The 13,753-nt window shown below is 28.6% G+C and carries 11 protein-coding genes; 10 read left to right on the forward strand and 1 reads right to left on the reverse strand.

Translation table 11 applies throughout. The features are described from left to right. Positions 1–13: 13 nt before the first annotated feature. The 5 genes from BT997_RS04525 to BT997_RS04545 all read left to right on the forward strand — a co-directional run bounded on the left by BT997_RS04525 (position 14) and on the right by BT997_RS04545 (position 8,321). Positions 14–2,533: an aldolase/citrate lyase family protein gene (locus tag BT997_RS04525; protein WP_072680256.1), complete on the forward strand. Its 2,520-nt coding sequence runs from the start codon at positions 14–16 to the stop codon at positions 2,531–2,533. Between the two features lie 9 nt (positions 2,534–2,542). Beyond that, entirely contained in the window at positions 2,543–3,601 is a 1,059-nt protein-coding gene (locus tag BT997_RS04530; protein ID WP_072680257.1) for a MaoC family dehydratase, read from the forward strand. Positions 3,602–3,634: 33 nt separating this feature from the next. Beyond that, a complete protein-coding gene (locus BT997_RS04535) occupies positions 3,635–4,618 on the forward strand; it encodes a CoA ester lyase (protein WP_072680258.1) in 984 nt (327 codons plus the stop codon). A 270-nt stretch (positions 4,619–4,888) separates the two neighbouring features. Further along, the gene (locus BT997_RS04540; RefSeq protein ID WP_258239423.1) at positions 4,889–5,737 is read left to right on the forward strand and encodes a DUF5718 family protein; all 849 of its coding nucleotides are present in this window, start codon (positions 4,889–4,891) and stop codon (positions 5,735–5,737) included. 136 nt (positions 5,738–5,873) lie between these two features. After that, a complete protein-coding gene (locus tag BT997_RS04545) occupies positions 5,874–8,321 on the forward strand; it encodes a methyl-accepting chemotaxis protein (protein WP_072680259.1) in 2,448 nt (815 codons plus the stop codon). 36 nt (positions 8,322–8,357) lie between these two features. Here BT997_RS04545 and BT997_RS04550 read toward each other — a convergent pair whose 3' ends face one another. Continuing rightward, positions 8,358–8,921, reverse strand: a complete 564-nt coding sequence (locus BT997_RS04550) for a flavin reductase family protein (protein WP_072680260.1) — start codon at positions 8,919–8,921, stop codon at positions 8,358–8,360. A 137-nt stretch (positions 8,922–9,058) separates the two neighbouring features. Between BT997_RS04550 and BT997_RS04555 the strand changes: the two genes are divergently transcribed. From BT997_RS04555 to BT997_RS04575, 5 genes are read left to right on the forward strand one after another with little or no spacing between them, the layout of a single operon-like run. Further along, complete coding sequence (locus BT997_RS04555; protein WP_072680261.1) at positions 9,059–10,348, forward strand: M20/M25/M40 family metallo-hydrolase; 1,290 nt, start codon at positions 9,059–9,061, stop codon at positions 10,346–10,348. Between the two features lie 8 nt (positions 10,349–10,356). Further along, positions 10,357–11,439 carry an MlaE family lipid ABC transporter permease subunit gene (locus BT997_RS04560; protein ID WP_072680262.1) on the forward strand — a complete coding sequence of 361 codons (1,083 nt, stop codon included), beginning with the start codon at positions 10,357–10,359 and terminating at the stop codon, positions 11,437–11,439. Position 11,440: 1 nt separating this feature from the next. Further along, positions 11,441–12,184: an ABC transporter ATP-binding protein gene (locus BT997_RS04565; RefSeq protein ID WP_072680263.1), complete on the forward strand. Its 744-nt coding sequence runs from the start codon at positions 11,441–11,443 to the stop codon at positions 12,182–12,184. Continuing rightward, positions 12,174–13,127: an MlaD family protein gene (locus tag BT997_RS04570; protein ID WP_072680264.1), complete on the forward strand. Its 954-nt coding sequence runs from the start codon at positions 12,174–12,176 to the stop codon at positions 13,125–13,127. The genes BT997_RS04565 and BT997_RS04570 overlap by 11 nt, the downstream gene beginning before the upstream one ends. Further along, a complete protein-coding gene (locus BT997_RS04575; RefSeq protein ID WP_072680265.1) occupies positions 13,120–13,743 on the forward strand; it encodes an ABC-type transport auxiliary lipoprotein family protein in 624 nt (207 codons plus the stop codon). Before BT997_RS04570 ends, BT997_RS04575 begins: the two co-directional genes overlap by 8 nt. Positions 13,744–13,753: the final 10 nt, after the last annotated feature.

Consider the following 13,753-nt stretch of genomic DNA (forward strand, 5'->3'; position numbering starts at 1 on the left):
GGGAGTTTAGATAATGAATTCACAAGTAAAAATTGAAGTACCTGAATTTTTAAATATCGGTGTTGCTTGTACATCAGCGCATGTTGGTACAGGTAAAGAAGACAACACTGCTATGATTATTGAAGATGATAAACTTGGTACTGATGAAATTACATATAAAGATCTAGCTAGTAAATCAGATCAAATGTGTAACTTCCTTACTAGTATTGGTATTAAACCAAGAGATAGAGTTCTAGTATGTCTTAAAAACTCACTAGCTTATCCTATATCTTTTTTTGGTGCAATAAAAGCAGGAATAACAGCAGTACCTACTTCAACCCTACTTTCAGGATCTGAAGTTAAGTATTTAGCTGAAGATTCACAAGCAAGTGCAATTGTATTATCAGTTTCTATGTATGAGAACTTAGTTCCATATTTAGAAAACATTGATAACTTAAAAACAATTATTGTTGCTGCAACAGATAATATTGATAATTTAAAAAAGCCAAAAGATATTAATGTTTATTGTTTAAATGATATTTTAACTAATACAGATGCGACACCTAATCATTATAATTCAAAAGCTGGAGAACCTGCATATTTAGTATATACTTCAGGAACAACTGGTTATCCAAAGGGTGTTTTACACTCACATAGATCTTTAGTTGGTAGAACTCCTGCAACTGAATACTGGTTTGATTTTAAAGAGAATGATAGAATCATGCATTCTGGTAAATTTAACTGGACTTATGTATTAGGTTCAGCATTAATGGATCCATTGTTTAATGGTCATACAGTTATTGCTTATGAAGGTTCTAATGATGCTGGAACGTGGATTGATTTAATCAAAAAACATAACTGTACAATCTTTATTGGTGTTCCAACAATTTATAGACAAATTATCCAGAAAACAGACTTCACAATTGAAGATTGTCCAAGTCTAAGATACTGTATGTCTGCTGGGGAACATTTATCTGATGAAATGTTAGGATTGTGGAGAGAGAAGTTTAATCAAGATATTTATGAAGCAATCGGTATGTCTGAATGTTCATACTATATTTCTCACTCAAAAAATAATCCAATTAGACCTGGTTCTGCTGGATTTGTTCAACCTGGTCACACTGTAAAACTTTTAGATCCTGATACTTTAGAAGAAGTAGGATTAGAAGAAGAAGGTATGATTTGTATTGGTATGGATGATCCAGGATTATTTTTAGAATACTGGCAGTTAGATGAAGAAACAGCTAAAGCTAAGCATGATGGTTATTTCTTTACTGGTGATTATGCAAAAAGAGATAAAGATGGATATATTTGGTTCATTGGTAGAAAAGATGACATCATTAATACATTTGGATTTAGAGTATCTCCACATGAAATAGAAAGAGTTGTAAAAACTCATAATGATGTTGCTGATTGTGTTGCATTTGGATTAGATTTAGAGAAAGATAAAACAATAGTTGCAATTGCAGTTATTGGACATGAAGAACTAAGTGAAGAAAGAAAAGAAGAAATTCTTAAATTCTCACAAGATAATTTAGCTAAGTACAAAGCTCCAAAAACAATTTTTGGATTAGCTGATTATCCTAGAACTAAAAATGGAAAAGTTCTAAGAAAACAATTAGTTAAACAATTACATGAACAGTATCATTCAATTGAAACTGGTGAAGAGATTGTTGAGTATAAAGCTAGAAGATCTATGATGTTAGTACCTTCATATAATAAACACAATGTAGAAAAAGCAAAAACTGCTTTAGCTGATAGTATCATTTTTGATTTAGAAGCAATTCTACAAGAACAAAGAGAAGTTGGAAGAGATACTTTAAAAGAAGTATATTCTGAAAAAGGCTCACAGTTTGGTGTTTCTGAAAGAGTATTAAGAATCAACAATCTTGGAAGTGAAGATATTAAAAAAGATTTAGAACTTGCAGCTGATATCGAATTTGATGCATTACTATTCTCTAAAATTGAAACAAAAGAAGATGTTTTAGAAGCAGCTAAATTAATAGAAGAAGTAAATCCGAATTTATCTCTTATGATAATGATTGAAACACCATTATCTGTATTAAATATCCAAGAGATTTGTTCAGCTTCAACAAAACTAGAAGTTGTTGTAGTAGGTTCAAACAAGCTTGCAAATAGACTTGAAATTGATATTAAAAAAGGTGCACAAGCGATGATTACATATTTATCGCAAATAACATTAGCAGCAAAAGCTTATGGCAAAACTGTTATTGATGGACCTCACTTTGATGTTAGAGATGAATTTGCGTGTGAAGCTTCAAGTAAAGTGGCATTTAATTTAGGATTTGATGGTAAATGTCTTATCCATCCAGTTCAAATTGAATATATCAATGATATCTTTACTCCAAAACAAGCGGAAATAGAAGATTATGAAAAGATGATTGATTCTTATGAAGAAGCTAAAAAAGATGGAAAAGAAGTAATCCTTCATAATGATAAACTTGTTGATGGTATTAAAATTAAATGGGCTAAAAAAATGATTACACTATATGAAACATATAAATCATTAGGTCAAAACCTATTTAATAAATAAGGAGTATTGATGTCTAAAATAAATATGGGAAACTTTTTCGAAGATTTTTCAATCGGTCAAAAAATTGTTCATCCACTTCCTAGAACAATAAGTGAAGGAGATGTATCTTTATACATCGCTTTCACTGGTTCTAGATTCGCCCTACACTCTTCTGACGTGGTTGCCAAAGAGATGGGATATAAGAACAGACCTATTGATGATACTTTAATGTTTCACCTAACATTTGGAAAATCTGTACAAGATATTTCTTTAAATGCTATTGCTAATTTAGGTTATGCAGAGATTGCATTCCCTTTCCCAGTTTTTATTGGGGATACAGTTTCAATGACTTCAACAGTTATTGGACTTAAAGAGAACTCAAATGGTAAGAGTGGAGTTGTATATGTTCACTCTATTGGTGTAAACCAAAATGGTGATGAAGTATTAAATTTCAAAAGATGGGTTATGGTTCATAAAAAAGATAAAGAGACTTTATCTGGAATTAAAGAAATTCCAACTTTTGAAGAATCAACTCCAATTTTAGAAGAAATTAACATCCCAAAAATAAAAACTGTTGATACAGATGCTACTGGTGGAAAGTATTTCTTCGAAGATTATGAAAAAGGTGAAAGATTAAATCACCCAGAAGGTATTACAATTGATAACAGTGATCATACACTAGCGACAAAGTTATACCAAAATAATGCAAAAGTACATTTCAATGACCATATGATGAAATCAACTCCAATGGGTGAAAGACTTATGTATGGTGGAATTGTAATCTCTATGGCAAGAGCTATTTCTTTTAATGGATTACAAAATGCTCAATGGATGTATGCTATTAATAGTGGAGCTCATGCAAATCCGACATATGCAGGAGATACAATCTATGCATACACTGAGGTTTTAGAGACTATTGATCATTCTAGAGATGATATTGGATTATTAAGATTAAGAACTATTGCAGTTAAAAATCAAAAATCTTTAGAGATTGATAATCCAAAAAGCGAAGATGGTAAGTACTTAAAGAATGTAGTACTTGATTTAGATTACACTGTTGTTATTCCAAAAAGAAAAACAGCAAAATAAAAAATAAATTAAAACTAATAAAAGGAAAATATTATGACACACCCTAATGAAGCACTATTTGAATCTGGAAAATCATTACCGATTATTCCAACTTGTGAGCACTTTGCAGGAAGCGAGAAACTAATTTTAAAAGGTTTCGAAATGCAAAAGAAACTAGGACCTGTATTTGATATTACTTGTGACTGTGAAGATGGTGCAGAAACTGGTAAAGAAGTTGAACATGCCCAAATGATAGTAAGAGTTGTAAATTCTGATGCAAATCCATATTCTATGGCTGGTACAAGAATTCATGATGCGGCACATCCAGATTGGAGACAAGATGTTGATATTTTAGTTCCTGGTGCTGGTGAAAAATTAGCATATATTACATTACCAAAATCAACTTCTTATGAAGATGCAAAAATGCAAATTGAGTATATTCAAGAAGTAGCTAAAAAATCTGGAATTACGAGAGAGATTCCAATTCATATTTTAATTGAAACACATGGAGCATTAAAAGATGTAGAAAAAACTGCAACTTTACCATGGTTACAAGTATTAGACTTTGGATTAATGGACTTTGTTTCAGGTTACCAAGGTGCAATTCCAGCATCTAATATGAGAAGCCCAGGTCAATTTGAGCATAGATTAATTGGAGCAGCAAAAGCAAAAGTTTGTCAAGCAGCAATCCAAAATCACGTAATTCCTTGTCATAACGTAACATTAGACCTTAAAAACCCATACCAAACTTATAAAGATGCTGAAAGAGCAAGAAATGAATTTGGATTTATGAGAATGTGGTCAATTTACCCAACACAAGTACAAGCAATTGTTGATGCTATGAAACCAGATTTTACAGAGTTAGAAGCAGCACAAAATATTTTATTATTAGCACAAGATGCTGAGTGGGGACCAATCCAGTATGATGGTGAGTTACACGATAGAGCAACTTATAGATATTTCTGGGAATTAGTTCAAAGAGCACACTTTTCTGGAGCTAAATTATTAGATGATGTTAATACAAGATTTTTCTCTTAATACTATAAATTAAGTTAAAAAATTTAATTAAAATTTTAGATAAGAAGGTATTCTTTCTTATCTAAAAAAACTTAAGAAGGACAAATAATGAAAAAGCAACTAGTCTCGGTCGCCAAGTTTAGTGAGAAGAGTTTATACTCCAGGTAGATTTTTTAGACAAAACTCAACTACCCTATAAACTTCAAGTAAAAAATTCTCACTTAAATAAATAATCATACAAAACAAAAAAGCATTGTCAAACAATTAATTAAAAAATTAAAGGCATAAAAAATGAATAAACATAATATAAATTTAGAAGAACTAAGAGATTATTTAGGTTTTGGTGTTGCAGGTAACTTTGCAAACCACTTAGGTGAAGCAGGTGAAGCGGACGAATTCTCTGTAATTGAAACAAAAGAAAAAGATGCTCCAAAAGGAATGTTTCCTTTTTATATACCAGGTCATGACTCATTCTTAGGAACATTTCCTATTTGTGATGAGACAATTAAAACTTATGATAGAGAAGCAGATAATTTACAAGTTGAAGCAGAAGTTGCTTTAATCTGTGATTTCATATATGAAGATGGAAAAATAATAGATTTAAAACCAAAATATTTTTCTGCATTTAACGATTTCTCAATAAGAATACAAGATGGAAATAAACTAAGTACTAAGAAAAACTGGGGAGAAAATACAAAAGGTATCTCAAGGGATGCTATAGAGATTGATCAGTTCACAGAAGAGGGTATTTTAAATAGATACCATATTGCTTCATTTATAAAAAGAGATGGTATTGTACATGATTATGGTACAACATCAGCTGTAAAATCATATAGCTACTTTTTTAAGCAATTAAAAGATTGGATGATAGAGAAACTAAATAGTCAAATAGATTTAGGACCATTAGAAGAATTAACACAATTTACAAAGTATGCTGAAAATGCAAAAGGATTGGTAATCGCGGCAGGGGCAACTGCTTATGCAGAATTTGGTAAAAAACATTTCCTAGAAAAAGGTGATGAAATTTTTGTATATATATACGATGCACACTTTCATTCATTTGATGATATGTACAATGATATGTGTGGAATGGATACTTTTCTAAGTAAATGTTCTAAATTACACCAAATAGTAGAATAATATAATTTTTATATAACTTTATTTAATCCCTCAAAATTGAATAGTTACTAACAAGTAACTTTTTAGTAACTATTCATTAATAATTTCATTTTTTACTGTATAATTTTATAGAGAGAAACTTATAGAGGAGAAGATGATGAAAAAAGAATCAAGTTTTGGAAATAAACTATTGTTTCAAGTCCTAAGTGTAACTATATTTATATTTGGTCTTACAATGTTTTTCGTAACAAAATATTCTTATGATACTGCAGAAACTGATGCAGAAAGCTACGTGAGTGAAATGGCTGGGAAATACGCAGCACAAATTCAAAATAACATGAGTCAATCAATTGTATTATCAAGAGCAATGGCTTCAAAATTTGAGGAAGCTATAAATAATGATGCTCCATTAAATGAAAAAGAAGTTATAAACTATTTTAAATCTATATTAAAAGATAATAAAGGTGTTATAGGAGTTTGGTTTAAAAATAAACCAAAAGAGTTATTTTTTAAAGAAAATATTGATAGCAAGGGAAAGAATGGTTATGATAAAACTGGTCAATTTAATCCTTATGTAGTAAGTTCAAATGGCAACTATGTAGTTCAATCAGGTTCTCCATATAGTGAAGAATTAGAATGGATAGCAGGGCCAATGAAAGCTGGGAAAGATTATGTTACAAAACCATACTTATACCCAGTTGATGGTGTAAAAGTACTTATGACTACTGTAGCTGTTCCTATGTACCATAAAGAAAAATTTATTGGATCTATTGGTGTTGATATTACATTAGATACTTTCACGAAGATGGCATCATCTATTAAAATATATGAAAATGGATATCCTTTTATTCTTGATAGTTTTGGAATGATTATAGGGCATCCAGATAAAAAATTACTTGCAAAAGAGTTATTGTCTGTGGTAAAAAAAGACAGTGATTATGTAAAGATTTTAGAAAATACAAGAGAAAACAAAGATTATATGTTCTTCAAAGAATCTCTTAAAGATGGTCTTGAATCACTTTATTACTCAAAATCATTTGAAATTTTAGGAACAGGTAAAAATTGGACTTTTGTAATCACGGCACCAACAAATGAATATATGTCTCATGCAATTTTTATTAGAAATTTTTCTATAATAGCAACACTTTTAGGTCTTATAATTATTGCATTGGTAATCTATTTTTCAGTTAGAAGATTAAATAAAAACCTTATTTCAATTTCATTAGGATTAGAAGACTTTTTTAAATATTTAAATAAAGAATCAAAAAGTACTAATCAAATTACAATAAATACTAAAGATGAATTTGGAGTTATGGCACATAGTATCAATGAAAATATCTCAAAAATTAGTAAGTCTATAGATGAAGATAATAAACTAATTGATGAAGTAAAAACTATTGTAAATACAGTAGGAGAAGGTCATTTAGATAAAAGAATCAATAAGTCAACAACATCAGAATCTCTAAATGAGCTAAAAAATCTATTAAATGATATGCTAAATAACCTTGAAGCATTAGTTGGAAAAAACTTAAATAATATCAGTGATGTATTATCAAAATATTCACAAAGAGATTTTACACCAAAACTAAACAGTAACTCTTCAGGTAAAATAGGAAATGAAATTATACGAATGAATACTATGATTTCAAATATGCTAAAAGACAATCAAGAAGATGGATTATCTTTACAACAAAGTTCTAATGAATTAACATCTAATGTAAAAACATTAAGTAATAATGCAACATCACAAGCTGCTTCATTGGAAGAGACTGCAGCATCAATTGATGAAATAACAAGCAACATAGAACAAACAAGCCAAAAAGCACAAGAGATGTTAATTATTTCTAATCAGACAAAAGATTCTGCTACAGAAGGTAAAAACTTAGCTAATGATACAGTAAACTCGATGGAAGAGATTAATGAAACGGTAATAAATATAAATGAGGCTATTTCAGTTATTGATCAAATTGCTTTCCAAACTAATATTCTATCTTTAAATGCAGCAGTAGAAGCAGCAACAGCAGGAGAAGCAGGAAAAGGCTTCGCAGTTGTTGCACAAGAAGTAAGAAACCTTGCTTCACGTTCAGCAGAAGCAGCAAAAGAGATTAAAGATTTAGTTGAAAGTGCTACTGCAAAAGCAAATAGTGGTAAAAATATTAGTAGTAAAATGATTGAAGGTTTTAATCAGTTAGAAGAGAAAATTGTTCATACTAGTACTTTAATTGATGATGTTACAAACGCTGCTAAGGAACAAACAATTGGTATGTCACAAATTGCAGATGCAGTTGGTCAACTTGACCAATTTACCCAAGAAAATGCATCTATTGCAGATAAAACCAATGAAATTGCACAAGAAACAAATAATATCGCAATTGAAATTGTGAAGAATGTTGATAAAAATAATTTTGAAGGTAAGAATACAAAAAAAGTTTTAGAGAAAAAAACAAAAGAAACAGTAGTTCATCCTAAACCAATTAAAAAAAATATCAAACAAGACATCAAACAAGATAGCAAAATATCAAGTACTCCAAAACCAATAAAAACCCAAGCAAAGGTCATCACAGCTCAAAAATCTGATGATAATGATGAGTGGGAAAGTTTTTAAAAAACTAAAAATTAAGAGGTATAAAGCCTCTTAATTTTAAATATCTACCATTGCTTTAAAATAAGCACCACTTCTACCTATATTTTCCACATGAACATGAGATCGTTCATCTAATCTTCCATCTTCTATAAACTGCTTTTTAACTTCAAGTATTATAGGTGTAGTTTTTCCAGGAATATCAACCTTTTGATAAAACTCACAGAAAAGTGCTGTTTGAGTAGAACTAATCATTGGAGGAAAGTCCTCTAATGGTCTTTGAACATCAATTTCATAAGCATCAATTTCACTCTCATCTTTACTTAACATATTTGCACAAAGTTTTACTTCTTCTGTATTATCTTTATTTACAAAACAAATAGTTGCTTTCTTATGTTTTAAGATATTATGTAAGCTATCTTTAGGCACATCTTTCTCTTTTTGTCCAATTGAAACAATTACAACTGCTGGATTTGAAGATAAAGGAACAAAATATGAGAAAGGTGCTGCATTTATAACACCATCATCTTCTGTAACTATCCATGCAATAGGTCTTGGTACAACAGTATCTGACATGATTTTATATCTATTTAAATCATTTACATCTTTATAATCTATAATCATCTATTTCCCTTAGTGTTTATATTAATTTATGATATTAAAATCTCTTTATATCAAGCTTAAAAATGTGTAACTAAATTATAGATAGTTTTAATTATAATTAATCATAATTAGTTATAATCATTATAAAAAGGTATTTTGTGGATAATGTATTAGATATTTTTAAGGAAATAACTTCTATTCCTAGATGTAGTGGAACGTATCAACCTTTTATGAACTATGTGAAAGACTTCTCTGCTAAATATGGATTTGAGTGCCATATAGACAACTATAATAATATTTTATGTAAGAAAAAAGATTCAAAAGCTAATTTATGTTTACAAAATCACTATGATATAGTATGTTTAGTTGATAATTGTATACCTGAAATTATAGAAGAAAGTGATTATTTAAAAGCTAACAATTCAACTTTAGGTGCAGATAATGGTATTGGCTGTTCTTACATGCTTTCATTAATATCTCAAAACTATGATTTAGAATATTTATTTACAAGTGATGAAGAGATTGGACTTATTGGTGCAAACAATTTAGAACTAAAACTACAATCAGAATATATGCTAAATATTGATAGTGAAGAAGAAGGTGAAATTTGTATTGGATGTGCTGGTGGAATTGATATTTTTGGAAAAAATAACTCAAAAACTATTATAGAAAACAAAGAAAACTATGAACTTTACAAAGTAGAAATATCTAAACTTCCAGGAGGGCATAGTGGAGTGGATATTCACTTAAATGTACCAAATGGTATAAAACTTATTGCACAAACAATAAAAGAAAATGATGCTTTACTTTTAGATATAAATGGAGGAGAACGTATAAATTCAATTCCAGTAAATGTAGAAGCAATAATAGCCTGTAAATCTTATCCATCAAAAATATCCCATGAAAATATATGTATAACTAAAATAGATACTAAAAGTGAACATTTAAATATTTGGAATAGTGATATTATAGATTTCATTTATACATTTTCAAATGGAGTCAGAGCTTTTGATAAAGATTTAAATGTAGTATTAAACTCTATAAATCTTGCAAAAATCAATACAACAGTAGATTCTATTGATATTGAGTTAAGTGCTAGGTCGATGACAAACGAAGGTTTAAGTTTAATTAAAAAAGAGACCATTGCCCTACTTCATCATTTTGGATTTGAAGTTACTACAAATGGTAAATATTCTGCATGGAAACCAGATATCAACGAATTTACAAATAATATTTTAGATATATATAAAAAGTATGATAAAAATGCAAGTCTTGAAGCTATTCACGCTGGACTTGAATGTGCGATATTTAAAAAGAAATTCCCAAATATGAAAATAGCTTCTATTGGTCCAAACATATTTAATCCTCATTCAAATAGAGAAAGAGTTGAAATCAAATCTGTTGAAAGACTTTCAAAAATTGTAAAAGAAATTGTAGATACATTTTAAGAAGAAGTATGAATAAATTTGAAATATCAGAAACATGGGAATATCATAACTTAGAAAATCAAATTAAAAATTTTGATCTTTTTTTTAATAGCAATATAAATACAAAATCTGTAGTTTTTGATTTTTCAAAATTAAAAGAGATAGATTCATCAGGAATAATATTAGTTATAAAGTATATCTGCTTATTTAAAAATAAAGAAATAGAAGTTATTCTTGAAAATATTTCAAGTAAACATAAAAAAATGTTAGATTTATATAACTCTAATTATGTTCATAAAGAAATGAAAGAGATAGAAGAACCAATCTTCCTTGAAAAAATTGGAAAAGAGGCTATTGATACTTCACATAATTTTAAGAACTTCCTTTATTTTACAGGAAGATTATTTACTCTTTTTATGTATCTATTTATACATCCATCAAAGATTCGTTTTAAAGCAATTATAAATCAAATAGAAATTGCGGCTATACCTATTTTACCTATTGTTGCACTTGCACTATTCCTTGTAGGTTTTGTTACTGCTTATCAAGGTGCAGAACAGTTAAATAAATTTGGGGCATCTATTATAGTTATAGAAATGTCTACAATGTCAATGTTTAGAGAAATTGCTCCTTTCTTAGCTGCTGTAATAGTTGCAGGACGTAGTGCTTCTTCATATACTGCACAAATAGGGACAATGAAGATTACAGAAGAGATAAGTGCAATGCGTACTATGGGATTAGATATAGATATTTTTCTAATTATTCCTAGAATTATTGCTTTAATAATTGTAATGCCTTTACTTGTGTTTTTTGCAGATATGGCTTCACTTTTAGGAGAAATGGTAATTGCTAAATATCATTTAGGAGTTTCTTACACACAATTTATTGACAGAATATATGAATATGTTGAAATTAGACATATATTATTAGGGATTGCCAAAGCTCCACTTTTTGGTATTTTAATTGCTGTAATTGGATGTTATAGAGGTCTTCAAGTAAGAAGTGGAACAGATATAGGAAGATATACAACAAAAGCAGTTGTTGATTCTATTTTTTGGCTTATTGTTATAAATGCAATAATCTCACTTTTATCTATTCAATTAGGATTTTAATATGGTAGAAGTTAAAAATTTATCTACTTCATTTGATGATAAAATTGTTCATGACAATATATCTTTGAAAATAAACAAAGGTGAAATATACGGAATACTAGGTGGAAGTGGTAGCGGTAAAACTGTTTTACTAAGACAAATTATCATGTTAGATGAGATTCAAAAAGGCGAAATAAAAATATTTGGAGAAAATATTAAACATCTAAATATAAAAAAAAGAGAGTTTATAAAGAGAAATTGGGGTGTTTTATTTCAATTTGGTGCCCTATTCTCTTCTCTTAACGTAATTGAAAATATTGGAATAATGCTAAAAGAGAATACAAACCTTCCTAAAGACTTAATTGATGATATAGCTCATACAAAGCTCAAGATGGTTGGACTTGATGCTAGAGTTGGAAAATTATATCCTGAAGAATTAAGTGGTGGAATGAAAAAAAGAGTAGCACTTGCAAGAAGTCTAGCACTTGATCCAGATATTGTATTCTTAGATGAGCCTACATCAGGTTTAGATCCTGCAAGTGCTAAAGCTTTTGATACTCTTATATTAGAACTAAGAGACATGTTAGGACTTACAGTTGTAATGATAACACATGAGTTAAATACTATTAAAAACGTTTTAGATAGGTTCTCTATTTTATCTGATGCAAAATTAGTTTTGACGGGGACTTACGAGGATGCATTAAAAGCAAATAATGCTACAATAAATAGGTTTTTAAAACTGCAAAAGGAAGATTTTGGAAAATAAGGCTAGATATACAGTTGTTGGTCTCTTTGTTTTAGTTTTTACTATAGCTATGGTTTTATTTATATTATGGCTAGCAAGATATGATATTGAAGAAATAAATGCTAAAGAATATAGACTTTATAGTAAAACATCAATTGGAGGACTAAATAAAAACTCTATAATTGAATACAAAGGTTTGGATATTGGAATAGTTGAAAAAATTCAAATTAATCCAAAGAATTTAGAAGAGATAGAAATAATACTAAAAATCACTAAACCAGAAGTAATAAAAACGGATAGCTTTGCAATAATTCAATCACAAGGTGTAACGGGAAATAAAATTATCGAAATAGATGGAGGGACATCTGATTCTAAACTTTTAGAAGTAAAAAAAGATTCATATGCAGTAATTCCTTTAAAAAAATCATTTATAGATAAAATCACTTCAAGTGCAGGAAATATTAGTGAACAAATTGAAACTGTATTAAAACGTTTTGAAAACTTATTAAATGAAAAAAACCTTAACAATATTGATGCAATATTAACAAATACAAATAATTCAACAAGAGATTTTGATGAAATGGTTTTAAAAGTTAATAAACTTATAGATACTTCACTTATTAAAACTTTAGATAATGTAAATAAGATGACAACAAGTATGGATAATGTTATTAAAAATGATATATCAAAAACAGTGACAAATGTAGATAAATTATCTAAAAATTTAAATTTATTAGCAAAAGATATTCAAGTAATTGTAAACAATGATGTAAAACTCTTAATAAAAGATTTAAAAGAAACAGCAAATTCTTCTCAGGATATAGATAAAGTTTTAGACGAACTTGAAATTACCTTACAAAAAATAGACTCTACTGTTGAAGAGTTTAGTCAAAATGGTGGAGATATGATATTCAAAACAAGAAAAGTAAACTATGGGCCAGGAGAATTAGAAGATCATGAATAAGCAAATATATAAATCATTTTTTATTGCACTAACAGCAATATTTTTATTTAATGGATGTATCAGTTTAACAAAAGAACTTCCAGCTCAAAAAACGTATTCTTTAACTTTAGAAGATAAACAGATAAATACAAATAACAAGTTTTATGATAAAACTATTCGTATCTATGAACCAAAAGCTTTAAGTAGTATGAATACTAAAGCAATACTATATTCACGAAATAGCATTGAACAAGAAGAATATGCCTTAAGTAAATGGAGTGATAAACCATCAAAAATAATACAACAAATAGTTGCCAAGTATCTAACAAAACAAAATAAATATAAATATATAACTGTTTCTAATATAAAAGTTCCTACTGATTATAAGATAATGAGTGAACTAGTAGAATTTAAACAAACATTTACTAAAAATAAATCTTATGCTGATTTTTCTATAAGAGTTTATCTAATTAATAATCATACTCAAAAAGTATATTTTAAAAGTTTTACTTATAATAAACTCTCAGATACGAACAATGCGAAAGGTTTAGTATATGGAATAAATAATATTTCTAACAATTTTTTATTTGATTTACAACAATTCTTACAAAAGTCTCTGAAAAAGGATGCTATGTAGGGTTTTAAGA

It is taken from the genome of Arcobacter sp. LA11 (assembly GCF_001895145.1).
Classification (GTDB): domain Bacteria; phylum Campylobacterota; class Campylobacteria; order Campylobacterales; family Arcobacteraceae; genus Halarcobacter.